The sequence below is a fragment of the Terriglobales bacterium genome, from assembly GCA_035624455.1.
GTDB lineage: Bacteria > Acidobacteriota > Terriglobia > Terriglobales > Acidobacteriaceae > DASPRM01.
Window position 1 is genome coordinate 16106 of record DASPRM010000052.1, and the last position, 26811, is coordinate 42916.

General features: G+C 57.0%; 26 protein-coding genes. 11 read left to right on the forward strand and 15 right to left on the reverse strand.

The window, feature by feature from the left end; genetic code table 11:
- Positions 1 to 12 precede the first annotated feature (12 nt).
- Both VEG30_05810 and VEG30_05815 read right to left on the reverse strand, forming a co-directional pair.
- Positions 13 to 1752: an ABC transporter permease subunit gene (locus VEG30_05810; protein HXZ79427.1), complete on the reverse strand. Its 1740-nt coding sequence runs from the start codon at positions 1750 to 1752 to the stop codon at positions 13 to 15.
- The gene (locus tag VEG30_05815) at positions 1749 to 3131 is read right to left on the reverse strand and encodes a nitrate/sulfonate/bicarbonate ABC transporter ATP-binding protein (GenBank protein HXZ79428.1); all 1383 of its coding nucleotides are present in this window, start codon (positions 3129 to 3131) and stop codon (positions 1749 to 1751) included. The genes VEG30_05810 and VEG30_05815 overlap by 4 nt, the downstream gene beginning before the upstream one ends.
- Before the next feature lie 214 nt (positions 3132 to 3345).
- On the opposite strand from VEG30_05815, the gene VEG30_05820 reads away from it, so the two are divergent.
- The gene (locus VEG30_05820; protein HXZ79429.1) at positions 3346 to 4281 is read left to right on the forward strand and encodes a DJ-1/PfpI family protein; all 936 of its coding nucleotides are present in this window, start codon (positions 3346 to 3348) and stop codon (positions 4279 to 4281) included.
- 18 nt (positions 4282 to 4299) lie between these two features.
- On the opposite strand, the gene VEG30_05825 is transcribed toward VEG30_05820, so the two are convergent.
- Together VEG30_05825 and VEG30_05830 are read right to left on the reverse strand one after the other, a co-directional pair.
- Complete coding sequence (locus tag VEG30_05825; protein HXZ79430.1) at positions 4300 to 5271, reverse strand: aldo/keto reductase; 972 nt, start codon at positions 5269 to 5271, stop codon at positions 4300 to 4302.
- Positions 5272 to 5346: 75 nt separating this feature from the next.
- Positions 5347 to 7062, reverse strand: coding sequence for a tetratricopeptide repeat protein (locus VEG30_05830; protein ID HXZ79431.1), 1716 nt, complete (start codon positions 7060 to 7062; stop codon positions 5347 to 5349).
- Between the two features lie 570 nt (positions 7063 to 7632).
- Between VEG30_05830 and VEG30_05835 the strand changes: the two genes are divergently transcribed.
- A complete protein-coding gene (locus VEG30_05835; protein HXZ79432.1) occupies positions 7633 to 8979 on the forward strand; it encodes an SEL1-like repeat protein in 1347 nt (448 codons plus the stop codon).
- Positions 8980 to 9039: 60 nt separating this feature from the next.
- Positions 9040 to 9855, forward strand: a complete 816-nt coding sequence (locus tag VEG30_05840) for a LytTR family DNA-binding domain-containing protein (GenBank protein ID HXZ79433.1) — start codon at positions 9040 to 9042, stop codon at positions 9853 to 9855.
- A gap of 119 nt (positions 9856 to 9974) precedes the next feature.
- Here VEG30_05840 and VEG30_05845 read toward each other — a convergent pair whose 3' ends face one another.
- Positions 9975 to 10991, reverse strand: a complete 1017-nt coding sequence (locus VEG30_05845; GenBank protein ID HXZ79434.1) for a medium chain dehydrogenase/reductase family protein — start codon at positions 10989 to 10991, stop codon at positions 9975 to 9977.
- A 238-nt stretch (positions 10992 to 11229) separates the two neighbouring features.
- Positions 11230 to 11529, reverse strand: coding sequence for a hypothetical protein (locus tag VEG30_05850; protein HXZ79435.1), 300 nt, complete (start codon positions 11527 to 11529; stop codon positions 11230 to 11232).
- Positions 11530 to 11675: 146 nt separating this feature from the next.
- Between VEG30_05850 and VEG30_05855 the strand changes: the two genes are divergently transcribed.
- From VEG30_05855 to VEG30_05875, 5 genes are all read left to right on the forward strand, one after another.
- A complete protein-coding gene (locus VEG30_05855) occupies positions 11676 to 12053 on the forward strand; it encodes a hypothetical protein (protein HXZ79436.1) in 378 nt (125 codons plus the stop codon).
- The gene (locus VEG30_05860; GenBank protein HXZ79437.1) at positions 12050 to 12628 is read left to right on the forward strand and encodes a CDP-alcohol phosphatidyltransferase family protein; all 579 of its coding nucleotides are present in this window, start codon (positions 12050 to 12052) and stop codon (positions 12626 to 12628) included. The genes VEG30_05855 and VEG30_05860 overlap by 4 nt, the downstream gene beginning before the upstream one ends.
- A gap of 464 nt (positions 12629 to 13092) precedes the next feature.
- Complete coding sequence (gene cysS, locus VEG30_05865) at positions 13093 to 14586, forward strand: cysteine--tRNA ligase (protein ID HXZ79438.1); 1494 nt, start codon at positions 13093 to 13095, stop codon at positions 14584 to 14586.
- A gap of 4 nt (positions 14587 to 14590) precedes the next feature.
- Complete coding sequence (locus VEG30_05870) at positions 14591 to 14776, forward strand: hypothetical protein (protein ID HXZ79439.1); 186 nt, start codon at positions 14591 to 14593, stop codon at positions 14774 to 14776.
- A complete protein-coding gene (locus VEG30_05875) occupies positions 14764 to 15228 on the forward strand; it encodes a hypothetical protein (GenBank protein HXZ79440.1) in 465 nt (154 codons plus the stop codon). Before VEG30_05870 ends, VEG30_05875 begins: the two co-directional genes overlap by 13 nt.
- 65 nt (positions 15229 to 15293) lie before the next feature.
- Here VEG30_05875 and VEG30_05880 read toward each other — a convergent pair whose 3' ends face one another.
- Positions 15294 to 16145: an isocitrate lyase/phosphoenolpyruvate mutase family protein gene (locus VEG30_05880; GenBank protein ID HXZ79441.1), complete on the reverse strand. Its 852-nt coding sequence runs from the start codon at positions 16143 to 16145 to the stop codon at positions 15294 to 15296.
- A gap of 91 nt (positions 16146 to 16236) precedes the next feature.
- The gene (locus tag VEG30_05885; GenBank protein HXZ79442.1) at positions 16237 to 17196 is read right to left on the reverse strand and encodes an EamA family transporter; all 960 of its coding nucleotides are present in this window, start codon (positions 17194 to 17196) and stop codon (positions 16237 to 16239) included.
- A gap of 471 nt (positions 17197 to 17667) precedes the next feature.
- Here VEG30_05885 and VEG30_05890 point away from each other — a divergent pair, with 471 nt between their 5' ends.
- The 3 genes from VEG30_05890 to galT all read left to right on the forward strand — a co-directional run bounded on the left by VEG30_05890 (position 17668) and on the right by galT (position 20809).
- Complete coding sequence (locus VEG30_05890) at positions 17668 to 19026, forward strand: acetyl ornithine aminotransferase family protein (GenBank protein ID HXZ79443.1); 1359 nt, start codon at positions 17668 to 17670, stop codon at positions 19024 to 19026.
- Between the two features lie 252 nt (positions 19027 to 19278).
- Positions 19279 to 19734 (forward strand): YraN family protein, encoded by a 456-nt coding sequence (locus tag VEG30_05895; protein ID HXZ79444.1) that lies wholly within the window; start codon positions 19279 to 19281, stop codon positions 19732 to 19734.
- Positions 19735 to 19771: 37 nt separating this feature from the next.
- Positions 19772 to 20809, forward strand: a complete 1038-nt coding sequence (gene galT / locus VEG30_05900) for a galactose-1-phosphate uridylyltransferase (protein ID HXZ79445.1) — start codon at positions 19772 to 19774, stop codon at positions 20807 to 20809.
- Positions 20810 to 21010: 201 nt separating this feature from the next.
- Here galT and iscX read toward each other — a convergent pair whose 3' ends face one another.
- The 7 genes from iscX to VEG30_05935 all read right to left on the reverse strand — a co-directional run bounded on the left by iscX (position 21011) and on the right by VEG30_05935 (position 26802).
- Positions 21011 to 21226, reverse strand: a complete 216-nt coding sequence (gene iscX, locus VEG30_05905; GenBank protein ID HXZ79446.1) for a Fe-S cluster assembly protein IscX — start codon at positions 21224 to 21226, stop codon at positions 21011 to 21013.
- 162 nt (positions 21227 to 21388) lie between these two features.
- A complete protein-coding gene (locus VEG30_05910) occupies positions 21389 to 21808 on the reverse strand; it encodes a 2Fe-2S iron-sulfur cluster-binding protein (protein HXZ79447.1) in 420 nt (139 codons plus the stop codon).
- Positions 21809 to 21839: 31 nt separating this feature from the next.
- A complete protein-coding gene (gene hscA, locus VEG30_05915) occupies positions 21840 to 23750 on the reverse strand; it encodes a Fe-S protein assembly chaperone HscA (protein ID HXZ79448.1) in 1911 nt (636 codons plus the stop codon).
- A 70-nt stretch (positions 23751 to 23820) separates the two neighbouring features.
- The gene (gene hscB, locus VEG30_05920; protein HXZ79449.1) at positions 23821 to 24582 is read right to left on the reverse strand and encodes a Fe-S protein assembly co-chaperone HscB; all 762 of its coding nucleotides are present in this window, start codon (positions 24580 to 24582) and stop codon (positions 23821 to 23823) included.
- 93 nt (positions 24583 to 24675) lie between these two features.
- Positions 24676 to 25050 (reverse strand): iron-sulfur cluster assembly accessory protein, encoded by a 375-nt coding sequence (locus VEG30_05925; protein ID HXZ79450.1) that lies wholly within the window; start codon positions 25048 to 25050, stop codon positions 24676 to 24678.
- Positions 25051 to 25095: 45 nt separating this feature from the next.
- On the reverse strand, positions 25096 to 25524 hold the full coding sequence (gene iscU, locus VEG30_05930; protein HXZ79451.1) for a Fe-S cluster assembly scaffold IscU: 429 nt from the start codon (positions 25522 to 25524) through the stop codon (positions 25096 to 25098).
- Between the two features lie 24 nt (positions 25525 to 25548).
- A complete protein-coding gene (locus tag VEG30_05935; protein HXZ79452.1) occupies positions 25549 to 26802 on the reverse strand; it encodes an IscS subfamily cysteine desulfurase in 1254 nt (417 codons plus the stop codon).
- Positions 26803 to 26811: the final 9 nt, after the last annotated feature.

A 26811-nucleotide genomic window follows, 5' to 3' on the forward strand; every position in this document is an offset into this window, starting at 1 on the left:
AGTTTCAGCGCCTCACACGTCCAGCCGATAGCGGTTCTCGGCCAGCCGGAATAGCGGCTTCCACAGCAGCCGGTTCACCGTAACAACCAGCCCAGCCATTACCACCGTGGACAGAAGAAGCAGATGGAAATTTCCGGTGTCGGTAGCGCGGCTGATTTGCGCTCCGAGCCCGAGAGTGGAGTACGTCTGGTCTTTCAGATGAAAATATTCAGCCACGATGCTGGCGTTCCAGGCGCCACCAGAGGCTGTAACCAGGCCGGTCAAGAGGTAGGGGAAAATTCCGGGGAGGATCACCGTCATCCAGCGCTCCCGGTTGCTAAAGCGGAAAATGCCTCCCACCTCGCGAAGGTCGGAGGGAATTGCCAAAGCGCCGGCAATGACGTTGAACAGGATGTACCACTGTGTTCCCAGCAGCATCAACAGGATCGAGCCAATACCTAACCCTCCTCCAAGCCGAACGATCGCCACCAGCAACACGGGAAACAATGCCGTGGCGGGGATCGATGCCGCGATTTGTGCCAATGGCTGCGCAATTCGCGCCAAGCGCGGATGGAATCCGATGGCGACCCCCGTGGGTATCGTCCATGCCGAAGCGATCAAGAGGGAGGCGGTAACTCGCAGGAAGGTCGCTATCGCGCTCTTGACCGTCAATTCCAATTCGCCACTGCTGATTCGTCCCAGCAGGATGACACTATGTATGAGTGCATAAACCACGGCCCCTAAAGCCGCCACGGCAAGCACTATGCCGGCAATCCTTTTGAATTTTCCATTCGCAGCTTCCTGGGTTGTGGGCTCCTCACTGCGGTGCGCAAAACGCATCACCAGGCGCTCGCTGAGCGGAGCAAACCATTTCTTGCGCATTATCCCCAGGATACGGGAATTCTTGATCCATGCGATCAGCGGGGAGCGCGGCACCACCGAGCTTTCTACCTGCTCGAATTTGAACTTGTCGGACCAAGCGATTAGCGGCCGCCAGACGAGTTGATCAAGCAGAAGAATGACGGCGATCATGGCGGCAAGGCCCCAGATCATCTCAGAAGTGTCGCCAGCGCTGGCCGCGGTCTGCAGGTACGAACCGAGGCCGGGCAGACGGAAATCGCGATTGCCCAGGACAAACATCTCGCAGGCCATTAGAAAAAACCAGCCTCCAGCCACCGACACCATGGAGTTCCACACCAGGCCGATGGCGCTATAGGGAAGCTCGAGTTGAAAAAAACGCTGCCAGGGGCTAAAGCGGTAAATCCTGGTGGCTTCGCGGAGTTCGCGGGGGATGTTCTTCAAGGAGGAATAAAAGCTGAAGGCCATATTCCAGACCTGGCCGGTGAAGATAAGAATGATCGATCCCAGTTCCAGGCCTAACTGGCGAGTGGGGAACAGAGCCACCATTGCCAGCATCACTCCAGGCAGAAAACTCAGAACCGGGATCGACTGCAAAATGTCAAGCACCGCGATCATCGGCGCTTCCAGTCTGCGGTTGTAGGCGGCGATGTAGCCGTATCCCAGCGCAAAGAGCAAACTCAGAAAATACGCGGCGAAGATGCGGACCAGGGAATAGAACGCGTAGGCGGGAAGGGCCTTGGGAGAGCGTGAAATTTCAGCCACGGGAACGGGATTTCCGAACCAATAGCGCGCGACGAAGACCACCGCATAAAACAGCAGCGCGAATCCCAGGAGAGTGGCAGCAATATCCAGAAACGCCGACCAGGTGCGATAACGGACCAGTGATCGCGCAAAGGTGCGGACCTGGATCAACGAGCTCCTCCCGCGTGTTCCGGGATCCGCTCATCATGGATGATGAAGCGCTTGCGATCGGCGTCGTACTCGTACAACTCGGCGTAACGGCCCCAGTTGATAGCCGTATCCAACTGATGGAGTGTCTCGTCCTCACTGAACTGTTCATCGAGCGTGTCGTGAAACAGATCGGCCGGTGCGGAGTGGTCGCGCTTGGCTTCCAGCGTACGGTAGATCTGGCGGATCAGAGTTACGTTATCGAGGGCTGCCTGCCGAAACAACTCCTTCTGGCGGAGGATTTCGGCATCGGCGAATTCGCGGCCCGCAGGAGTAATTTCCACATCTCCCTCTTCGACCTTTACGAATCCCAGAAGGCGGGCAGCCTCGATAATCGGCAGCAGATCGTCGATTTCGAAGGGCAGAGCATCGGCAAGGCGATACATATCGGCTTTGCCGTCGTAATCTTCGATCAACTCTAGTAGCCCCGCAATGCCGCCCGGACGCGCGTGGGGCAGCATTTCATAGCGCTGCACCTTCGTCAGCTTGGCAGCTTCCTCGGCAGCGGCTCCGGGCAGTTGCGGAAGTTTCCCGGGAGCCATCAAGACCTTGTAGATGTAATCCACGTAGCTGATGAAATCGGCAGCTTTGCGATCGCGCGGACGCGGCAGCGCAATGCGGAAATCGGTTCGAATGGATCCCGGATTTTTGCCCAGGACGATCACTCGATCGGCGAGCAGGACCGCTTCTTCAATATTGTGGGTGACAATAAAGATGGCGCGCGTCGGAATGGCGCGTTTTCCCCACAGCTCCAGCAATTCGCTGCGCAGATTCTCGGCGGTGAGGACATCCAGCGCAGAGAACGGCTCGTCCATGAACAGGACCTCGGGCTCGACCACCAGCGCCCGCGCAAAGCCCACCCGCTGCTTCATTCCGCCCGAAAGTTCCTTGGGATAGGCGGCTTCGAATCCATCCAGACCGACCGTGTCGATTATGCGCAGGCTTCGCTTGCGGCGCTCCAGCGCATTCACTCCCCGGGCTTTCAGGGGAGCCTCCACATTCTCGATCACGCTGAGCCAGGGGAATAAGGCGAAGCTCTGAAATACGATCGACACGTTAGGGGAACATTCCCGCACCGGCTTGCCATGCCAGAACACTTCGCCAGCCGATGGCTTGGCCAGTCCAGTCAGCATGCGCAGAAGTGTGGATTTTCCGGATCCGGAGGGGCCGAGCAGCGTAACGATCTCGTCGGGATAGATGGCAAGATCGGTGGGCGCGATCACCTGGATCACGGGATCGGGCGGTTGCCCGTAGAACTTCTCCACCTTCGATGCCCGGATGATTGCTTCCGAAGCTACACCAGCACCCTTCGAGGTTCCGGTCGTGCTGCTGTTAATCTGCATGTGCGCGCAAGACCTTCATCGTAGCAGTCCGATCAACCTAGAGGAGAACTATTAGCAGAGTGTAAATAAAGGGGGCATAAAGACAGGTGAAAGGTGCCGGGCAGGGTGCGGTCATTCGGGATTATTTTTGTTGCGCTTATGCTAACCATGATGGCTACTAATCCGTCCAAATCGCCAAGTCAGCCTGGTGTGTCCTAAACCTGGAGAGATACTAATGAAGCGAAGAGACTTCCTTGAAAAATCAGCACTGCTGGGCCTGATGGCAGCAGTGCCTGCGTCGCCATTCGTCGAACTTTCGGCCGCCACGAGTCCAATCGACGGAACCCAGTCGTCCTCCACCGCCAATCCCCTGAAGCCGCCGGCTCAAGGCAGCATTCCGGTTGGCTTTCTGCTCTCCGAGGGTGCGGTGGTAATCGATTTCTGCGGACCCTGGGAGGTCTTTCAAGATGTCAGCGTGCCTGGCCGCATGGAGGACGCGTTCCGTCTTTACACCGTGGCCGAAACGACTAAGCCTATTCGAGCCAGTGGCGGCCTGACTATCGTCCCTGATTACACTCTCAGCAATGCCCCTGCTCCCAAGATTATCGTGATTCCAGCTCAGCATGGACACAGTCAAGCCATGCTGGATTGGATTCGCAAGTCGAGCAGGAATGCCGATGTAACCATGTCCGTCTGCACCGGTGCATTTCTGCTCGCCAGCACCGGATTGCTCGCCGGCAAACCTGCCACGACGCACCACTCGGGTTATAAGGGCCTCGAGGTAGAGTTCCCGGACGTACAAGTCAAACGCGGCGCCAGGTTCGTAGAGGCAGGCAATCTTGCCACTGCCGGTGGACTTTCATCTGGCATTGATCTGTCACTACGCGTGGTCGAGCGCTATTTCGGGCGCGAGGTTGCCACACAGACTGCCTATTATTTGGAATACCAGGGACAGGGCTGGATGAATCCCGATTCCAACCAGCTTTACGCCCAGGCGCCTGTGTCAAGCGACGAGCATCCCCTCTGTCCGGTATGTGAAATGGAGGTGGATCCGAAGACCGCACCCACGTCGGCGTACAAGGGCAAGACTTATTACTTCTGCTCACAGGATCACAAGCAGCTATTCGATCAGACTCCGGACAGGTACATTGCGGCTGCTCAGAAGCGCTGATGCGCGAGAGCGGAGCCGTTAATCCGATTGATAACTTGGCTTGCGCACCCAGCGGTGCTTGCGCAATTGTTGCACTAGATCGGGCGGAAGCCTCTGGCCATCGCTGATTGCAAAATTTTCTCTTACGTGATCCAGCTTGCGCATGCCGATGATGGTGGTGCTGACGTCGGGATTTTCCAAAATAAATCGCAGCGCCATTTGCGGCAGGGTCACCCCGGGTGGCACGATTGCTTTCAACTTTTCCACCCGCTTTAGAGTCGGCGTTAGGTTCGAAGCGCGGAAATAACGCGACCGCCAATCACCCTTGGGGAACTTTGTATCTTTCGTGAGCTTGCCGCCCAGGCTGCCTTCATCGAGCGGCACGCGCGAGATTACGGCGATATCATGTTTGCGGCAGGCGGGGAAGAGTTCATCCTCCGGATTCTGATCGAATATGTTGTAGATCACCTGCACCGCATCCACCAGCCCTGTCTCAATTGCACGGATGCCATTCCACGGTTCCCAGCGGTTGAGACTGAGACCAAAGAATTCGATCAAGCCTTCGCGTTTGAGTTGCTCTACTGTTTTTCGGAAGTCAGGATCCTCGATCCAGCTATCGTCCCAAACGTGGTATTGCAAAAGATCGATCCGCTCTACACCGAGCGCCTTGCGAATCTTATTGGCGTACTCGAGAACATGCTCGTTCGGAAAAACATCTTGCAATGAATCCTTGGGACTCGCTGGCCACTGCAGATTCTTGGGGGGAATTTTGGAAGCTGCGTAGAGCCGTCTGCCGGGATTATTCCGAATGGCTTCCCCCAGCAGCGTATCGCTCTTTCCATCTCCGTATGCCCAAGCGGTGTCGAAGAAGTTGCATCCCATGTCCACGGAAGCCTGAATTGACTGGCGTGATTCGGCGTCATCAGAACCTGTCCAGCCACTCATTCCCCAAAGGCCATAGGCGATCTCGCTGACTTTCCATCCGGTGCGTCCGAATCTGCGGTAGATCATGGGTCGATTTCCGTCCCTGATATGGTTTTGCGGCTTTCTACCCTAACCGCGGGCGAGCAAAACGACAAGCGCGCACTAGAGGTTCGCAGACAGGCTAGTGTCAGCTGCGATCGCGCGGGTATCCGCATCTTGGCGGGTGAGACTCAGGCGTGAAAGCAAGCGGTGAAAACGCGGATGGCTGGAAAGTGGATCGTAGACAGGATCAATGCCCAGGAAGATCATCCAGCAGGATCTTTCCGCGAATCCCTTGTCGAGCCAGTCGAGCGCACCCTCGTTATCTCCCAGTCCGATGTAAGCCATCGCCACCTGTGGTGATGCGAGGTAGCGATTAGACGAAGGCTTCAGCGCCTCTTGCAACAGTTGCCGTGCCCGGCCGGTGTTTGCGGCTCTGGCGTGAGCATGCGCCAGGAAAAGCAAGACTTCCTGATTCTCGGAAAGCTGGTGAGTTCGCTCGAACGCAGAGATGGCCTGCTGATATCTGCGGCTATGCAGGTAAGCACGTCCCAAGTCGAACTGAGCAGGGAGAAACTTCGAGTCTTGTGCCAGCACAGCCTGGAAGCGCTGGATAGCTTCGTCGTACTGGCGGGCGTAGAAATAGGAATCACCTGCCGTTTTGGCGATTGCCAGTGACAGGGGATCGAGTACCTGGGCGCGCCGCTGCTCGACTTCAGCTTCTCGGAGACGACCCATAGCGCAAAGAAAAGTGCCGTACCAATGGTGAGCGGCGGCATTGTTCGGGTTCAGCTCTATGGCGCGAAGAAATTCCTTTTCTGCCTTATTCCAATGCCAGTCATACCAGAAGCGCATGAGGGCCAGCGAGGTGTGAGCTTCAGCGAGAGTGTCGTCGATCGCCAGAGCGTTATGTGCCGCCTGCTTGGCTTTGGGGGCAACCTGACGTGGAGGGATCGTGCCAAACCAGCTCAAGTAAGCATGACAATCGGCTAGACCGGCGTAGGCCAGGGCATAATTGGGATCTTCCTTTAGCGCCTGCTCGAAGGATTCAATCGCCAGCTGCAACGATTTTTCTGAGAGCTGATTCCAGTAAGAGCGACCGCGCAGATAGGCTTCGTGGGCCAGCACCGGCACTATGCGTTGATGATCAGGTTTTAGATTTGATTCGGGCAGAAGAAGTTCGCTAGCTAATGATTGGCGAATTTTTCCCGCGACCTCATTCTGGATCGCCATGACGTCGGAAGGCTCCCGTTCGAAGGTATCCGCCCACAACTGGGTCTGATCAACTGCCTGGATGAGCTTGGCGCTGATGCGCAAGCGTCCCAAGCAGCGGCGAACCGTGCCTTCCAAGACATAATCGACCCCAAGCTCTTCGGCGATCTGGCCAATGCTTTTGGCCGTGTTTTTGTATTGCATAGCAGAGGTTCTTGCGATTACTCCCAGCCGTTGCGGATTCAGGCTGCCAAGCCGTGCAATCATCTCGTCGGTCAGCCCGTCGCTGAAATAATCCTGTTCCGCATCGCCTAGATTCTCGAAGGGCAGAATCAGCAGACGAAGCTTGCGGTGCTCATCGGGGATCTTCTGGGGACTGGCGGCGTTAACCAAGGGATAAATGAATCGATATCCCCGGCGGGACAGGGTCTCGATGTAGCGCGGACTGACAGCAGAGTCCCCGAGGGCGTCACGCAGTTTATTGATGGCCTTATTCAGGCCGTGATCAAAGCCAACGAAGGTTTCCGCAGGCCAGATGCGGCGGCGTAATTCTTCGCGGGTGACGAGAGCTCCGGGCCGCTCCAGAAGCGCGCTAAGCACCTGAAAAGGCTGCTCCTGAAGCTTCATTTTTACTCCCTTTTTACGCAGCTCTCCGGCTCTTAAGTTAACCTCGAATACGCCAAAACTGATGAGATGCGACGATCCCGCCAAATCGCGCATAGATGCCCCCACCCTTCTTCGAGTTAGACGAGTTGTTGGCGAACCAGTAAGCAGAGGTACGCACACAACGGAGAATAAGTTTGTTCTGGTTGCGCACTTCCACAAGGTTAGCCGGGAATCTACATTCCGTTGAGAAAGGACCGGCAACTCTCCAGCACCCTACGTCTAAGACAGCCAAGACTGGGAGTCTCGTATTGGGGATGTGCCTCGATACGACGACTCGTAGCTTCCGGTTCGTTCGTGCTGAAGCTCGGTCAGGGGCAGATGGGCCGGCCCTCCTGAACAGCGGCAGAGACAGGCAAGAACGGTAATTGAAGCCAGTCTTAGTTTCACTTTCCCCACTGGAGGGGAAAGGAAAACGTCATGTCGCGGGCATCGGTAGGGTGGATCCTAAGCTTCCTGTTCACGTTTTGGCCTTCAGTTTACGGACAAACGGGACAAACGGGCTCAAATACGGGCACGGAATTTACAAATTTGATGCAAAAGGCACGCAACGGAAATACCGCTGCACAAATCCAACTAGGAAGCGCTTTTCAGAATGGGCTGGGTGTCGAAAAGAATTCTGAAGAGGCGATGAAATGGTATCGCCTGGCTGCAGATCGAGGAGATCCGCAGGCACAAGTGGACGTGGGGTGGATGCTTCAGCATGAAGCTCCCCCGAAGTACGACGAAGCAGCGAAATGGTACATGCGGGCGGCTGTCTCTGGATCTGAAACCGGCGCTTTCAATCTGGGAATGCTCTATATGCAGGGATTGGGTGTGGCGAAAAGCGAAGCAGAAGCAGCGCGCTGGTTTCGCAAGGCGGCTGATGCGGGCAATGTCAACGCCATGACCAATCTTGGCTGTCTCTATTCGCGGGGAGTGGGAGTGCCGAAGGACATGCATGAGGCTCTGGCACTCACTCGCAAAGCGGCAAAAAAACATGTGGCCGAGGCAGAGTACAACCTCGGCGGCTTTTATGAGAACGGCGACGGTGTCCCACAGGATTTCCACGAAGCCATGAAGTGGTATCGCGAAGCCGCAGTTCATGGGAGCGTGAAATCCCAACTTCGTCTTGGGCTGATGTGCGCGCAAGGCCGTGGGACCGGGCCGGACGATCGCGAAGCCTTGCAGTGGTTTCTGAGGGCCGCCGAATCGGATTCGGCTGAAGCAGAGTTCAATACCGGCCTGTTCTATGAGAAGGGCCGGGGACTCTCACCCGATCTAGAGAAGGCAGTGGAGTGGTATCAGAAATCTGCTTACCAGGGCTTTGCCGCCGCGCAGGTAAATCTGGGCTACCTCTGTGAGCATGGGCTGGGAACTCCGGAGGATCCCGCAAGAGCAGCCAGCCTCTATCGCTCCGCCGCAGAACAGGGAAAGCTTGAGGGCCAGGTGAACCTGGCACGGCTTTACGACCATGGCGTGGGAGTAGTGCAGGATTACGCCGAAGCCGCCAAGTGGTATCGCCAAGCTGCGGATCAAGGCGACCTGGAAGCTATGACAAAGCTTGCTGCATTTCTCCTAACCGGCAAAGGAGTAGTTCGCGATGCCGGCAAAGCTTTGGATTTTCTTAAGCAAGCGGCGGAGCAGGGCAATGCCACCGCGCAGTTTGACTTGGCCCAGATCTACCGCGACGGAGCAGCAACTCCGGTCGATCTGGTAAGTGCGTACGTGTGGTTGAGTCTCGCTGGTCGCTCCTTCGATGTAAGCACACTGCTGCAAGCGCTTACTTCGCGGATGAGTCCGGCTGATGTGGCGGCGGCTCAGGCAAGAGTCGCAGACTGGCAGAAACGCCACGGAGCCGGTTTGTCTGCTAAACAAACGGTGGGGGTTGGTCCCCATTGATAGACAGCATCCGTCCGCCGGCACCAAGGACCGGACGGGAGGGGATGATGGAAGGGAGATATGGCGCACTACGCGGTAAATACGGTCACACCCTTTAGGAATGAATTATCAGGCGTTCAGGCATTTATCGTAGATGGCGATGCGGAAGCCCGCCGTCAGATTCGTGATCTCCTCCAGCCAGAAATGGATATCAACGTAATTGGCGAGTTCTCGAATGCTTCCGACGCTCTGGTCGCCTTACGTCACAACAACCCCGACTTGCTGGTCCTAGATGTGCAACTACCCGAGATTCAGGCGGCGGCCAATTTGGACGTGCTGGGGAGCGACAAAATTCCAGTCACGATTGCTATGGCGCGCGATCCGCTGGCCTTGCGGAGATTTACTCCCCAGGTCGTGGATGTTCTAGTAAAGCCCCTGGACCGCGAACGCTTCGAGCGAGCGATGCTGCGGGCAAAGCTAGAAATCGAGCGCGCGCGCAACGAGGAACTGGAACGGCTCCTCCAGGTGCACGCGGGTACCGGCAATGGAAATGGTTCAGCCTACGCACAGAAGTTCGTGGTGAAGGACAATGGCAGGATATTCTTTCTACGCGCAGATGAAATTGACTGGATCCAGTCTGCGGGAAATTACGTGCGTATGCATGTTGGACAGGATGTGCATACCATTCGCCGTACCATGCAGGATTTGCAATCATCCCTGGACCCGCAGCGGTTCCTGCGTGTTCATCGCAACGCGATCGTGAATCTGGACCACATTCTTGAATTCCAGTCTCAGAACCGCTCCGCCATGTGCGTTGTGCTGAAAAGCGGAGCGCGGCTGCCGCTGAGCCGCAGCTATCGCAGTGAACTGCGCAAGTATTTGAAACGGCCGCTCTAATCCTCTCTTTTCGATTGCGGGAGCCGGGCGATGCCGGTCTCCCGCGCGCCCTGCGCAGCTTTATCGGCAGCGCTCGATCTGATCGGCTCGGTGAGACCACGTCAGGATGGGCACGCCCATTAGTCCTGGCAGAGCAGAACGACTTTGCCGCTTACTGCTGCTTTCTCGACCAACTGATTGGCCATGCGTGCCTGGCGCAAGGGCAATTTTTCGGAAATGATGGGCTTGATTTTGCCCTCCGCGAGCAAGCCGAACAGCATATTGAGATCTTCTCGAAACCAGTCTGGATGGCGCCGCTTCTCGGTGGTGATGTTGTACCAGCGTGCTGACCTTCCATCCGGGAGCGCGCGCAGCAGCCCCAACAAGGCAAAGCTCAGCGCCCCTGCTGTTTTGTTTCCGGTTCCTCCGGAAATAATTGACGACATGCCGTACGCCATCAGCTTTCCACCCCGGCGCAGGGCGCGGTAAGAACGCAGGAAGTTCCAGCCTCCAACACCATCGATTACCAGGTCGACTCCATCTCCAGTCATGCGTCGGATCGCTTCAACGAAATCTTCATTCTGATAGTCGATAGGCTTGGCTCCCAAACGGCACACAGTAACGTGTTTTGGCTTGGAGGCAGTTCCATAGAGTTCGAGGTTACGAATTCGGCCCAACTCGAGTGCGGCAGTGCCCACCCCACCCGCTGCGCCGTGAATCAACACCTTCGCTTGCGAGCGCAGATTGCCGAAGCGAAACAGTAATTGGCATGCAGTGGTGTAATTGAGAATCAGACTGACGGCTTCTGCCGGATCAATACCAGCAGGAACTGGCACTAGTTCCTCTGCAGGGACCAGCACAAACTGCGAATATCCCCCAAACATAATCAGAGCCGCCACGATCTCATTCGCTGCGAGTTGGCTGACACCTTCGCCCAGCGCATCGACTTCACCCACGACGTCGTATCCAGGCGAGAATGGAAGCTTCGGCGCCTTGGGATAGAGGCCGTATCGCATCAGTACATCTGCGAAGGCGACCCCGGTCGCGAGAACTCGTACCCGCACCTGACCCGGACCTGGTACGGGGACGGGTTCCTCGATTTCCTCCAAGACCTCCGGTCCGCCTAGACGTGTTATCACTACGCGGCGGTTCTTCATGGCGTTATTAGACTGGTCCAACCCACATTCGTTTAGTTCACTTGCGGGTTACGCGCACATCTCAAAACTGATTCGTGTGATGAAACACTGTTCCCACGGGATGAGTCCCGGATGGTATGGAGAGACGCATCCGAACCTCCAGCAACGTTCGTTGCAGTGCTTGAAGAGAAGGAAGCCAGAGTCAGCTACGCACGGCCGAGTCGTGTAGTTCCAGAAATATGAAATTTTGTGGGAATTTTCAATCGGCAGCGGTTCGGCGAACGGTGGTGGCGATATCCACGAGGTAGTGGACTTCGGGCTGGCCCAGGACTCCGGCCTGCTGCCGCGCCTGCTGGAGCCATTCGGAAGTCATGAACCGCTTGGCCGATTCGAGGCTGTCCCATTCCAAGAACAGCGTGAGATCGTTGGGGTTTTCAGGATTGCGAAACACCCGAAAGCTCTTCTCGCCCGAGTTCCGGCGAATATTGTAGGAGCCATCAAACGCGGCCTTCCAAGTACTGTAGTCTTTAACCAAATAGCGCACCAGGACGTAAATCATGGCTGCTCCTAGCTTTGTGTCGGCTACAAGATACTGAAGTCGACTCCGCAAATCCAGAGAGATTGTCCGCCAGGCCGGAGGCCCGAAGATGGGCGATTGCAACGGCGCAGTTGCAATCTTGCTTCCGGGCGCAGACAATCCTTGGTGTGAGCTACTCTGTACGACCTGGGGCACCCGAAACTGTCGGCCATAGTCCATTTGCAGCGGGAACGGCGGTGTTGGTAACGCTGCACTCCCCGCGCGAGAAATTTTGGGGTGTCCTGTTGGAACTGACCGTGGCGGGGGTCAGCGTTCGCGGTATCGACTTGAACTCCTTTGACGACTTCACTGGCATGGTGCGAGCAGGTGAGCCGGCCTCGCCCACAACCGCGTTTTTTCCTCTAGCGCGAGTGGAACGGGTGGAGCTGGATACTGCCAATGGCACCATTCCATCTCTGAGCGAGCGCTTTGCCGAAATTACCGGACGTCTGGCGTTGCGATTTCTGATGCCATCGGAATTTCCTGTCGAGGATGCTGCCGGGTGATTTCACAGCTCGCGACCGTCGCCAACCAACTCACCCTCTTGCGCCTGATCTTCATCCCGTTCGTCATTATTAACGTCGTTGATGGAAATTACGGCTGGGCACTTGGGCTGTTCATCGCCGCGGGTCTTAGCGACGGACTTGACGGACTGCTGGCCCGCAAGCTCGGCCAGCAAACCACGCTGGGTCAATATCTGGATCCAATAGCCGACAAGATGCTGCTCAGCAGCACCTTCCTGGTGCTTTCGTTCATGGCATTGATTCCCTGGAAGTTTACGGTGATGGTCTTTGCCCGTGACGCGTCGATCTTGGCGATCTCGGCTGTGCTGTATGCTACGACAGCGCTGCGTGACTACTCTCCCAGTATCTTCGGCAAACTGAATACTGGATTCCAGGTGCTTACGGTGTTTTTTGTTCTCCTGAAGCAACTCACGCAGAACAGCCTGATCTATTACGGCCGTCTCATCTGCCTGTGGCTGACGTTCGCATTTACGCTGCTTTCGGGGATTCACTACATTTTCCTGGTGGGTAGGCGGCTGAAGAAGCTGAGCGCTTCGCGCACCGCGGGAGCGGCGTAAGTTGCGGATGACGAGCTCTTAGGGTTTTCATCGCTAGCCGCGCCGGGCTGCGAGGAGCTTTCGACCGGTGCGTGGGCGAGCTATGTTGTGTAAGATCGATAGAAAAAACACGCAAGATCCTTCGACTCCGCGCCCGCGACCCGCGAAAGACGCGGGGTCGGAAGAGGAAGACGTGCTCAGGATGAGAGCCTGAAATCCCGTCAGTTCTGAGACGGACTAGAATGCGTCGGTATGCCCGTCCTCGGCCAGATTTTGCGGTTTGCGGATTTGTGCTTACATCACTTCATTTCCCGAATCGAAAACGCCACTATCGTAACCACCTCTAACCCCATGGATAGATTGACCCTTTCTTCCCGTCACCCCTACAATCGAAATTCGTTCCAAGGAGGTTAATCCAGTCCGCAAGAAGCGAGCCGAGACTCGCCGATTGCCGGACCCGCGTGGCTTCTGCCCGCGGAATTTATATGGCGCCGCACTTCTACAACACACTATCCGGCCGGGTAGAAGAGTTTCATCCGCTTGATAACAATTTGGTCCGCATGTACGCCTGTGGCCCTACGGTTTACGACTATGGCCACATTGGGAATTTCCGGACGTTCATTTTTGTGGACATCCTGCGCCGATTCCTGCGCCACAGCGGTTACCAGCTTCGCCACATGATGAACATCACCGATGTGGACGACAAAATCATCCGCAATGCTTCCAGGGCCGGCGTCAGCGTTGGCGAGTACACGAAAAAATATGAGCAGGCGTTTCTCGAGGATGCTGATGCCCTCAACATCGAGCACCCTGAAATTCTCGGCCGAGCAACGGAGCACATCAACGAGATGGCGGCGTTCATCGCCGAATTGGAAAAAAAGGGCTTCGCCTATCGGGCAGAGGATGGCTCGTACTACTTCCGCATCGCTAAGGATCCCGAGTACGGCAAACTCTCCAAAAAAGACTTCTCGGGCATCGAGGTGGGCGCGCGGGTGGACGTGGATGAATACGAGAAAGATAACGCCCGCGACTTCGCTCTCTGGAAGGCGCCTAAGCCGGGGGAAGCGTTCTGGGAGACTCCGATCGGGCCTGGCCGCCCCGGCTGGCACATCGAATGCTCAACCATGTCAATGAAATATCTGGGCGAGAGCTTCGACATTCATTGCGGCGGCGAAGACCTGATCTTTCCTCATCATGAGAATGAAATTGCGCAGTCGGAATCGCTGACAGGCAAGCCTTTCGCGCATTTCTGGATGCACGCGCGCTTTCTGCTGGTCGAAGGCGAGAAGATGTCGAAGAGCCTGGGCAACTTCTATACCCTGCGCGACCTGATTCTGATGGGCCACAAGCCGTCGTCGATCCGATATCTGCTTAGCTCGGTGCCGTACCGCAGGCAGTTGAATTTCACCTTCGACGGACTGACGCAGGCTGCGAATGCCGTCGAGCGGCTGCGGAATTTCCAGTTGCGCCTGGGAAAAGCGAAAGAGAACCTGCCGGCGGGCTCGAATGAAGGGATGGCGAAGCTCGCCGCCGACACCATTTCGAAGATGCATGCCAGCCTGGCCGACGACCTGAATACTGCGCAGGCTCTGGCTGCGATATTCGACCTGGTGCGCGATGCGAATGCCACCGCCGATGCTGGCCAGCTTCGCAAGGATGACGTCGCGCCGCTGCTGAAAGCGTTGGAAAACTTCGATGCCATCTTCGACGTGCTGAAAGATGATGATGCGGCGAAGGTCCGTCGGACTGTCGAGTGGGCAAGGGCCGAAGGACTGGCGGACAAGATCAGCCCAGCGACTCTGGAAATCGCAGCTGCCGCCGAGACCAGCGATTCGGACATCGAGAAGCTGGTGAACGAAATGCAGGCGGCACGGAAGTCTCGCAACTTTGCGCGTTCTGACGCCATTCGCGGAGAACTCAACCAGATGGGCATCATCGTGGAGATCACGAAAGATGGGGTGCGCTGGCGAAGGAAGTGATGAGATGAGTGCTGCAGGATATATGCTCGACCAGGCTTTGTCGGGAGCAGACTTCATCGCGCAGCATTTTTCCAAATACCCCGCAAACACGACGATGGACCCCAATCACCACCTCACGCCCATGGTGAATGTGATGAACTTCGCTTATGGATATAACGCCCACCAGAATGGAACTCTATGCCACAAGTAGATTTTGGGGAAAACATAGGCAAGCCGATCGCCAAGCGGGTCAGAGTTAACCTTTCTGCGGCCCGCAAGGTGATGTTGATGTTAGCGATCTCAGTTTGTGCCGCACTATCAGCCTGCAGTAGTGTTGTGACAATCTGGTCTGCAGAAGCTGGATCCCCAGATGGTCGTTGGGTTGCGACAGCTCGCACGGACCAATATAGTGGCCCAGGCAACGCTGCTTTACTAACCACCGTTCATCTCAGGCGGACCAACGGCCCAAAGGATCCGATTGAAGTCTTGCTGTTCATGCAAGATGCAAAATCCATAGACCTCAAGATGACCTGGTCGACGCCGTCACACCTTGAGGTCACTTACAAACAACCTGCAGTAATCGATTTCCAGGCGATTAAGTGCGGCGGAGTCGATATCTCCGTTCGGGATGTTTCTAGCAGTACGATGAATTCATCCCATTAGGATGGCAATGTGTGCGATGTTCTCTGTCTGTTGCAGCGGTTGATATCCATCGGGCCGGAGCGCCCCTACTCCAGCAACCGCTTCATCTCAGGGCTCGGTATCGCCGTCTCCGCCAGCATTCGGTATGTCCCTGATTCCAGCAGTTCGTGTGCCAGTCTGCGAAATGCTCCCAGCGCCGTGCGGTAAGGCCCAGCGCCGAGACTGACTCGCGCCACACCCAGCTCTTGCAACTCACGGATCGAAGGCGCTCCGGGCATCGAGCCCAGAATGTTCAGCGGACCCGGACTTTCCTTCAGCAGCCGGCTGATCTCGTCTTTATCTACCAATCCTGGCACGAAGATGCAGTCGCCGCCGGCCTCGCGATAGATATTGGCGCGGCGCATCGTCTCCGCCAATCTTGTCTTGGGATCTGCGCCCTTCCACCAGTACGCGTCGGTGCGCGCGTTCAGCACCAGCGGGACATGCGCGATCTCGGCGATGGAACGAACAGCCTTGATCTTCTCTACCTGCAGCTTCACATCTACCAGGCGCGATTCGTTTTCCAGACTATCTTCCAGGTTCAGCCCGACTGCGCCGGCTTCGATCAGCTCTCGCGCTGTGTCTGCCATCTGCTCGGGGTCCCGTGCATAGCCGGCTTCCATATCGGCTGTGACCGGAACGTGCACGGCGGAGGTAATTCTCTCGACCACGTTCAGCATTTCATTGCGGCTGATGCGCTCGCCATCCGGATAGCCGAGCGAGTTGGCCACTGCCGCACTGCTGGTAGCCACGGCGGGGAAGCCAAGGTGCTCCACGAGTCGAGCGCTGGCCACATCCCAGGCGTTGATGAGCACCAGAATTTTCGATCCCCGATGCAAACTGAGCAGCGTCTCTGCTTTCTCTTGTAAGCTTTCCGACTTGGCAATTTCTTGAGCCATATCAGTCCCTCGAGACGAGTGTAGAAGAAGAAAGAACAGCAAGTTGAATTGAAACGGACTCTAATCTGAGCTTCCCGGCCCGGAAATGCGCTCAATCTCCGGTGCTCTCGACCATGGGAAGCGGCTCTTCTTCGATCACGCCAAGTTTGGGCTTTACTTCCGCTCGTGTGACCAGGGCGACGGCGGCAATGATGGTGGCACTTCCCGCCAGGATGTAGGCGTCCACGCGCTCCTGCAGCACAATCCATCCCAAAAACACGGCCACAACTGGATTAACATATGCATAGGTCGAGACCTTGGACATCTGCACGTGCTGCAGCAGCCAAATATAGGCGCTGAAACCCACCCACGATCCGAACACTACGAGGTATGCCAGGGCTCCGATTCCCTTCGGACTCCACACTGCCCGGCGAGGTTCACCCAGGGCGAATGCGAGTACCAGGTTGACGGCGCCTCCGAAAACCATCTCCCAGCCGCTGGCCACAAAGGGATTGATTCCCTTTTGCCAACGCTTAGAAAACGAGGATCCCAGCGCCCACGCCAAGGACGCCGCTACCAGCGCCAGAGAATAGACCAGTTCTTTCGTCCCCAGAGCGCTGGTGGCGGTCAGCTGCGGCCATAGGAGAACGACTATGCCTGCAATTCCCAGCCCCAGGCCGGCGATACCTTTGCCTGATACACGGTCGCCGTGAAATACCCAGGTCTCCAGCACGAGAAACCAGAGAGGAATGATGGCTACGATCAGGGCGGCCAGCCCACTAGGCACAACCAATTCGGCGCGCGCAAGGGTGGCGTTGGCGCAAGTCAGCAACAGTATGCCGATAATAGCCAGGCGAAGCGCCTCGATCGCGGTGATTCGCACCTTACGGCCCGAAAGGGCACAGTAGGCAAGCATCAGCGATCCAGCGATCAGGAATCGGACGGCCGTCATTACGAAGGGCGGCAAATACTGGACAGCCAGCCGTATTCCCAGATACGTGGAACCCCAGAACACGTATACCAGGGCAAACGCCAGGATGACGCGAAAACGATGCTGTTCGGATGAAGACATGGATCCCCAGCCCTTGCGGTTACTAAACAGACGCTGCCAGACACCTTCCGGACTCGATAAATCATTGCTTTGATCCCGTCAGATGCACCCGAGCTGGGGAATTCGTACCTCACAACCAGCCGGTCAGACCCGGAAGTCATCTTTCATTACTCGGGAAAGGAGCCCAAACTGGGCTTATCCACAAGAAGGAGCAGAGGTTTGGGGGTTACGCCGTCGAAAATGCCGGGCTATAATGCCAGCTGGAGTGAAAGAGTGCGCTGGCACGGTAAATATCAGGGTCTGGTCGAGGCGGCTCCGCCTTGTGCTCTGCGCATTCGTCTAAGCTATCCCCGAGTTGGGCTTAATCTCCTTCCTTCTAACGCCCGGCCATTCCTCTTCGGTTGCGACTAATCACCTGCTCCTGCTGAGCCGTTAGTTTTTTCCGCAACATTTCCCGGCACGGCTTCGTGCGCAACCATTTTGGAGGTTCGTATGTCCACAAAGACTCTGGTTCCCGTCGGCCCCAACATCCGCACGGCGCTTCCCGGTCCGAATGCCAAGCGCGTGCTGGAGGGCGACGCCACATATATTTCGCCGTCTTATACCCGTTCATATCCACTGGTCGCCAAGCGCGGCCACGGCGTGATGGTCGAGGATGTCGATGGCAACGAATTTCTCGATCTTGCCGCGGGTATTGCTGTGTGCTCTACCGGGCACTGCCATCCCGAGGTGGTGAAGGCGATTCAGGAGCAGTCGGCTGAGCTCATTCACATGTCTGGGACCGACTTCTATTACGAGCACATGATCACGCTGGCGGAGCGTCTTTCGAAAATCGCGCCGATGCCCGGACCGCATAAGTTTTACTACGGCAACTCCGGCGCCGAGGCAATCGAAGCTGCCATCAAGGTCGCTCGTTATCACACCAAACGACAGAACATTATCGCGTTCTATGGCGCATTTCACGGCCGCACCATGGGTGCGCTGTCGCTGACAGCCTCGAAGCCCCAGCAGAAGCGGCGCTTTTCCCCGCTGATGCCGGGTGTCACGCACGTGCGTTTCCCCAATGCCTACCACGATTGCGCAACTGGAACGCAGGATGCGGATCAGTATGCTCTTGAATGTGCCCGCTTCATCGAAGAGAAGCTGTTCAAGACCTCGCTGCCACCGGAGGAGGTGGCTGCGATCTTCGTGGAGCCGATCCAGGGCGAGGGCGGATACGTGGTTGCACCTACCGTTTTCCTGCAGGAATTGCGCAAGATCTGCGACCGGCACGGAATCCTGCTAGTGGGGGATGAGGTTCAGTCCGGCGTCGGCCGCACCGGAAAATGGTGGGCGATCGAGCACTCCGGCGTGCAGCCCGATATTGTTTGCATCGCGAAAGGCATCGCCTCGGGTATGCCGCTGGGCATCACCATGACGCGTGGCGAAATCATGGACTGGATTCCCGGTTCGCACGCTTCCACTTTCGGGGGTAACCCGGTGGCAATCGCAGCGGCCTTGGCGACACTCGATGTGCTGGAACGGCAGGGCATGAAGAATGCAGCCGCTGTTGGTGACCACATGATGGAACGGATGCGCACCTGGCCGTCCACAGTTCCTTTGGTCGGAGAGGTGCGCGGGCGAGGGCTCATGATCGGGGTCGAGATTGTGAGTGACAAGCGCCAGCGGACCGCTGCCCCGGAACTGCGCGACAAGATCGTGCAGGCCGCCTTCCTGAAGGGACTGCTGATTCTGGGCTGTGGTCCCAACACCGTGCGCGTGGCTCCGCCGCTGATCATCACCCGCGAGCAGGCGGATGTGGCCATGGACATAATGGAGGACTGTCTGAAAGAGGTGGCGAAGCACGCCTAGACTGGGTTGCAAGGTCGCGGTTTTCGGCACTTGAGCGGACGGGGAATATGAATCCCGTCCGCTTCGCCTTTCTGAACCGGAAACGAACAGATCGTTATTCGAGAAGACTCAGAGCCACACTGTAATAGTTGCCACAGGTCTCTCCGGCGGACAAAATTGCCAACTCGACAGAAAAATCGTTAAACTTCCGGCTCTAAGGCGATCTTTTGTCGGTTCGCGGGCCTTGAGTCGTGGGCCGTGGGAGATGTGCCAGTGCCCACTCGGGTGTTGGAAATCGCCGTTAAACTTGCGGATCGCATCGTTTCTGCCCTGCCCGGGCGTTCGCAACCACAGAACCGTCCTCAGCATCTACTTACAGCGGAGGCCGGTGAGGACGCCGCTTATTTCTATCTCAGCCGCTTAGGTTACAGAATCGTGGCCAGGCGATATCACTCCTCACGCGTGCGAGGTGACATCGATCTGATCGGCTGGGATGGCGATGTGCTCTGTTTCGTGGAAGTGAAGACCCGCACCACGCGCAGCGTGATGCCCGCAGAAGCCGCTGTCAATCACGCCAAGAAGAGATATCTGTCTCGCCTGGCGCAAGAGTACTTGCGGCGGTTACCGGTGATACCGGCTTTTCGCTTCGACATTTTGAGTGTTTACTGCGAAAATCAGACATCGACTCCGGAATTTCATCTTTATAAGAATGCCTTTCCGCTGGTCTAGCTGGAGTCTTTGCCAGCATGGGTGAGAGGATTAAAAATTGCCCGAATTAAGAAAAGACCCGATTGTAGGCCGGTGGGTGATCATCTCCACTGACCGGGCCAAGCGGCCCACCGATTTTGTTCGCGAACGTGTACAAAACAAAGGCGGGTTCTGCCCCTTCTGCTATGGGAATGAATCGAAAACGCCCCCTGAAGTGCTCGCCTATCGTCCCAGCAACAATGGCGGACCTCCGCCGCGACGCGATACTCCCGGATGGACCGTGCGGGTCGTGCCCAACAAATTTCCTGCCCTGGGAATTGAAGGCAACCTTAATCGCCAGGCTGAGGGCATGTTCGACAAGATGAACGGTATCGGCGCCCACGAAGTCATCATCGAGGGGCCGGATCATAACGCCACCCTGGCGACGCTTCCGGATAAGCGCATCGAGGATGTGCTGTGGGCGTTTCGCGATCGCATCCTCGACCTCAAGCAGGATCGGCGCTTCAAATACATCCTGATCTTCAAGAATCACGGCGAAGCTGCGGGGGCATCGCTCGAGCACTCGCATTCCCAGTTGATCGCTCTGCCGATTCTGCCTAAGCAGGTCGCGGAGGAGTTGGAAGGTGCCAAGCAGTACTACATCTACAAGGAGCGCTGCGTCTTTTGTGATGTGATCCGGCAGGAGAGCGAGACCGGCGCGCGCGTAGTAGGAGAGAACGCAGATTTCCTGACCATTGCGCCCTACGCCCCGCGGTTCCCGTTTGAGACCTGGATTCTGCCCAAGCGTCACGAATCGTCGTACGAGAACTCGTCGTCCTCGATGTACGAGAACCTGGCGCGCTCGATCAAGACGCTGCTGAACAAGGCCGATCTGGTGCTCGATACGCCGGCGTACAACCTGGTGCTGCACACCTCGCCGGTGCAGGACCCGCAGAACGATCACTACCACTGGCACATCGAGTTCATGCCCAAGCTGACCAAGACGGCGGGATTCGAGTGGGGCACCGGCTTCTACATCAATCCCACGCCGCCGGAAGAGGCCGCACGCTTCCTGCGCGAGGCCAGCATTGAAACGCCGCAGACAGTGGGAGTGTAGGCGGGAAAACTGAACGAAGATGGACGAAGGGCGCCAGAGTTTGGCGCGCCTTTTGTATGTCTGTCTTGGCTATAGCCTTTAGAGTGTTATCTGAGCGAGGGCCGAGCATAAAGACGAGGATCGAGTTGAACGACCTTGCGGTTGCTGGACTACGGTCGAGGGTCTCGCGGCTGCTTCAGATCCGATCACAAAATCAGCCGATTACAACTTCTCCTTGTACTCCTCGTACCAGGCCATCTGAATCTCTTCGAGCTTACCCTCGTTCGAGGCCTTGGGATCATCGGAGAACCCCGGCAGTTCCATAACCATCTTGTGCAGGTCAGTGAACCGCACTTGTAGCGGATCAACGTCAGGGTGGGTCTCGGCCAGCAAAATTCCGATATCTTCAGCGCTATCCCAGGTGAGTTGCGGGGGCATGGCTCTCCTTGCTGACCAAAAGGGGCAGGGTTGGAGCGTCGAGCAGAGCAGCAAAACGCAAGATCCTTCGACTCGGCGCCCGCGGCCCACAAAAACGCGGGTCGGAAAACCAAGACGGGCGCGTCGCTCAGGAGGACAGCGGTAGGGCGGTTTTGCTGCACCCTACTGCTCCCCACCCTCCGAAACGTAATTCCGATTCCACGCCGGTATCTCGACCACGATTTCTCCTGGCTTCTCGATCACGCATTGGCAGCCTAGACGGGAATTCAATCGCAGATCGGCGGCCATGTCGAGACGGTCGGCTTCATCATCCTCCATGCTGCTGAGCAACTCCGACCCCTGCTTTACCCAGATGTGACATGTCGTGCAGGCACAGTTTCCGCCGCATGCATGTTCCAGGTGGATGCCGTGGTTTAGCGCCACATCCAGGATCGATTCCGGCTTGCCGTGGTCTTTGTACGGCAGGTTGCCGTGTTCGAACTCCACCACTTTGCCTTCCGGGAGAAAGGTGACGCGAGCGCAGTTGGGCCCGGGCGCCTCCACCGTGGCTGTGTTCGCTTCGTTTGTGTTCTCCTGAGACATGCTTATCGTCCTAAAGAAATCTTCGCGACGCTCATCGCTCCGTCTTGAACTCGGCCGGCGCAAAGGGATGCGGCGCGGAGGGGCCTTCACCGACTTCCACCTGCTCGAAGGTTTTGCCCTTGAGGGCAGAAGACACGGCCTCATCCATCATCAGTTCCGCGAGATGCATGGTTCCCTGGTTCAGAGCGTCAATCGCTTTGCGGATGGCCGCGTACTCGTCGCCTTCCATCACCGCGCGCAGGGCCTTCTCCAGTTTCTCCACGCGCTTGCGCTCATCGGCAGTGAGCTGCTGCCAGCCGGGGCCCGACCGTCCCTTAGCGAGAGCAGAAAGTATGGTGTCGGCGTCGTTGCGGGCCTCGATCACCTGGCGGCGGCGGAAATCCTCCTCGGCGTTGTCGAAGGAATCGAGAATCATGCTCTCGACCTGGTCATCCGTGAGCCCGTAGCTGGGCTGAACCGCGATCTGAGCTTCCTTCCCGCTGCGCTGCTCACGGGCCGCGACATTCAGAATGCCATTGGCATCGATCAGAAATCGCACCTCGATGCGCGGCAGCCCCGCCGGCATAGGCGGAATCCCCTTCAGATCGAAGCGCGCCAGCGAGCGGCAATCAGCCGCCAGTTCCCGTTCTCCCTGCAAAACGTGAATCGCAACGTTCGTTTGACCGTCTACGCCGGTCGTGAAGTGCTCGGTCGCGGATGCTGGAATTGTTGAATTCCGCTGAATGATCTTGGCTACCACGCCGCCCAGCGCCTCGATGCCGAGCGAGAGCGGAGTAACGTCAAGCAGCAGCATCTCTTCGGTGGCTTCTGATCCGCCCGCAAGAATATTGGCTTGCACCGCTGCTCCCAGGGCGACTACTTCGTCCGGGTTCAGCTCAGAGTGCGGCACGCGCTGAAATAGTTCCTCAACCAGTTGCCGGACGCGCGGAATGCGCGTCGAACCGCCAACCAACACAACTTCCTCGATCTGCTCCGGCCGCAGCCCGGCGTCTTTTAGCGCCTGCTTGCAGGGCGCGACCGTGCGCTGGAAGATCGGTTCTGCTAACTGAATGAACTGCTCGCGGCTGATCGTACGCTGATATTTCTTGCCTGCGGGTAGTTCCACATCGAGTGTGGCTTCAGGCTCGGACGAGAGCCTGATCTTCGCCTCAATCACCGCCTTACGAATGGCCTGCACCACCCCGGCGTTGCGCCGCACGTCCACACCCAAATCTCCCTGGATGTCGTCAAGTGCGATGGAGATGAGCAGGTTGTCGATGTCATCGCCGCCTAGATGCGTGTCACCGTTGGTCGCGATCACTTCAAAAATTCCGTCGTGCAACTTGAGAATTGAAATATCGAAGGTGCCCCCGCCGAGATCGTAAACCGCAATGATGCCGTTCTTCTTCTTGTCCAGCCCATACGCGAGCGATGCCGCGGTGGGCTCGTTCACTAAGCGCAGAACCTCCAGACCGGCGATGCGGCCGGCATCTTTTGTGGCCTGACGCTGGGCATCGTTGAAGTAGGCGGGCACGGTGATCACCGCCTTGCGCACCGGAGCTCCGAAGTAACGTTCAGCATTGCGGCGCAACTGGCGGAGGATGAAAGCGGAAATTTCCGGAGGCGTGAAGTCCTTGTCACCAAGTTTGATGCGCAATACTTCGCCGGGCTGAAGATCCTCGGCCAGGCGGAAGGGGAACAGCTTCAACTCTTCCTGGATATCTTCGACTCCACGGCCCATCAGCCGCTTCACGGAGTACACGGCTCGTTCCGGCGTCTCGATGAGATGCTTGCGAGCGGGACTTCCGACGATAATCTGCCCCGCGGAATCGAGCGCCACTACCGAGGGGACCAGGCTCGATCCGTCCTCGCCGGGAATGACCACCGGCTCGTTGCCCTGCATGAAGGCAACGAGCGAATTGGTGGTTCCCAGATCGATTCCGACTACGCGTTCGTCAGACATAGATAAGCAATCAGTAGTCAGCAATCAGCAGTCAGCAAATCGGGCTGAGCCGGCGAGCCTCACGTTCCTGCTAACCTTCCAATACTTCGTTCACGTCGCGAACCAGATTTCGTATGTAGGATCGACGATTCAGCAGGGCGACCATCTTGTCGCAAACCTTGCGTCGCGCGTCACTGGTGTCCTCCCCGCCTTCTGCGTGGGCGACCAAGCCATCCCACTCCGCCCAGTAGCCCCGCAATTCCTGAAAAAGCAGATCAAACTTCTGCTGCAGATGGCGTTTGGTCTGCTGCAACTGGTGCGCGAGGTCTTCATCGACCTCACCCGACATCCTGTTCATGCGCGCTTCTTCCAACTGTAGGTTGAGTTCAAACACCTCCTCCAGTAGCTCGGGAGGAACCACCTGCTTCTTGACGGCTCCGGTCGCACGCGCCTGATCCGTAGCATTCTTCGATTGTTCCTGCAGTTGCACTCCCTCCAGCTTGAGCAAGTACTCAGTGCGCGCGATCGGATCCTTCAGCGTGCGATAGGCATCGTTAAGTTGGGCGCTCTTCTCCAGGATCCATCCTTGCTCCTGCGTCGATGAGCGAGCGTAGAGATCGGGATGCAATTTGCGGCTCAACTGGTAAAACTCGCGTTCCAACGCCGCCGTATCGATGTCCAACTTGCGTGGAAGCCCGAAGAAGGAGAAGTAATCGGCCGGGAGCGGTGGCTGAACTTTCCCGCAGGAACTGCAAAAGTGCGCCGCCCGCATGCTGCCGCACGACCAGCAGGCGCTCAGTTCTTCATTGTTGAGGATGATGGAAGTTCCGCCCGACTTTTGCGAAGCTGTCATCTTTTTAGCCTTACGCCAATCAGCCCGGCTAGCGCGAGAAAAGCGAGCCGCCGGGCCAATCCAAAACCAGAAACGATCTGCCGAATGGTTCGCTTATACGGAAAACGAAGTCCCACAACCGCACGACTTTTGCGCATTCGGATTCGTGAATACGAACCCCTGATGCATCAGCGACTCTTCGTAGTCCAGAGTCATGCCATGCAAGTAGATGAATGACTTGGGATCGATAAAAATCCGCACATCACCGAACTGAAAAATGCGATCGCGTTCCTGGGGCTGCGAGTCGAAGCGAATGTTGTAGCTCAGACCGGAGCAGCCGCCTCCCTGCACACCCACGCGCAGTCCGCCCTGTTCAGGGGAGATTCCTTCCTTGGCCATCGCGACCTTGATCTTCGCGAGCGCCCTTTCTGTGACCACCAGCCCTCGCACTGCTTGCGTTGCCGGCGCCGAACTCTCCGTGGTTTCCATACTCATCTTTCTTACGTCTCCCTACCTGCGCGAGCCTTTGTAGACCTAGTCTCCCGCTTTGGCTTCGGCTGCGATGGGCGCTGGATTGTGTGCCGCCTGCTTCTTCTTCCAGTCGCTGATGGCCGCCCGGATCGCATCTTCCGCCAGCACCGAACAGTGAATCTTCACGGGAGGAAGAGAGAGCTCCTTAACAATTTCCGTATTCTTGATTTCCAGAGCTTGCTCAACCGTCTTTCCCTTGACCCACTCGGTGGCGAGCGAGGAAGAAGCGATGGCAGAGCCACAGCCGAAGGTCTTGAATCTGGCTTCTTCGATTACCTGCGTATCCGGGTTCACCTTGATCTGCAGCTTCATTACGTCGCCGCATTCCGGAGCGCCCACCAACCCCGTCCCCACCTGGCTGCTGTTCTTGTCGAGCGAGCCCACATTCCGAGGATTGGTGTAATGATCGAGTACTTTATCGCTGTATGCCATGCTTCCGTTCTCCTAAGAAATTCACTATTCCGCAGCCCAAGCGACCTTCTTCAGATCGATACCTTCCTTCGCCATCTCATAGAGTGGAGAGAGCTCGCGCAGACGATTCACCGTTTCGACAAGACGAGCCGCCACATAATCCACTTCCGCTTCGGTGTTAAAGCGCCCCAGCCCAAAGCGTATCGAGCTGTGCGCCAGATCGTCGCCCGTCCCTAATGCCTTAAGCACATAGGACGGCTCCAATGTTGCCGACGTGCATGCCGAGCCACTGGACACGGCAACATCGTTGATGCCCATCAGCAGGGATTCGCCTTCCACATACGCGAAACTGATGTTCAGATTGTTCGGCAGACGGTGCTCCAAAGAACCGTTGATGAACACCTCGTCGAGGCTGCTCATGATTTTTTCTTTCAGGCGATCGCGCAGTGCGGAGATCCGCTTGCTCTCTTCCGCCATCTCCTGCATGCAGAGTTCGCAGGCCTTGCCTAAACCCACGATGCCGGGAACGTTTAACGTACCCGAGCGCATACCGCGCTCGTGACCTCCGCCGTCGATAATCGGCGCCACCTGCACGCGTGGATTCTTGCGACGCACGTAGAGCGCTCCCACGCCCTTCGGGCCATAGATCTTGTGCGCCGTAATCGACATGAGATCGATATTGTCTTTGTTCACATCGACCGGAATCTTGCCGACCGCCTGGACGGCGTCGCTGTGGAACAAGACGCCGCGCTCGCGACAGATTTTCCCGATCTCCGCAATCGGCTGCAGCACGCCGATTTCGTTATTCGCCGCCATGATCGTGACCAGGATGGTCTTGTCATCAATGGCACGCTTCAAATCGTCCAGATCGATCAGGCCATCCTTCATCACCGGCAGGTAGGTGACGCGATAGCCGTATTTCTCCAGCCGCTTGCAGGTGTCCAGAACAGCCTTGTGCTCAGTGACCGCGGTGATAATGTGGTTGCCCTTCTCGCGGTACATCTCGGCCACGCCCTTGATCGCCAGATTGTCGCTCTCAGTGGCGCCGGAGGTGAAGATGATTTCCTTCGCACTCGCGCCTATTAGCTTCGCGATCTGCTCACGCGCGGTTTCTACCGCTTCCTCCGCCAGCCAGCCAAACTGGTGATTGCGGCTGGCAGCATTGCCAAACTTCCCGGTGAAGTACGGCAGCATGGCTTCCAGCACTCGCGGATCGACCGGCGTGGTCGCGTGGTTGTCCATATAGATGGGTAACTGGATATCTTTATGATTGCCGTTGTCATTTACCGTCGCAGTCATCTTTCTCTC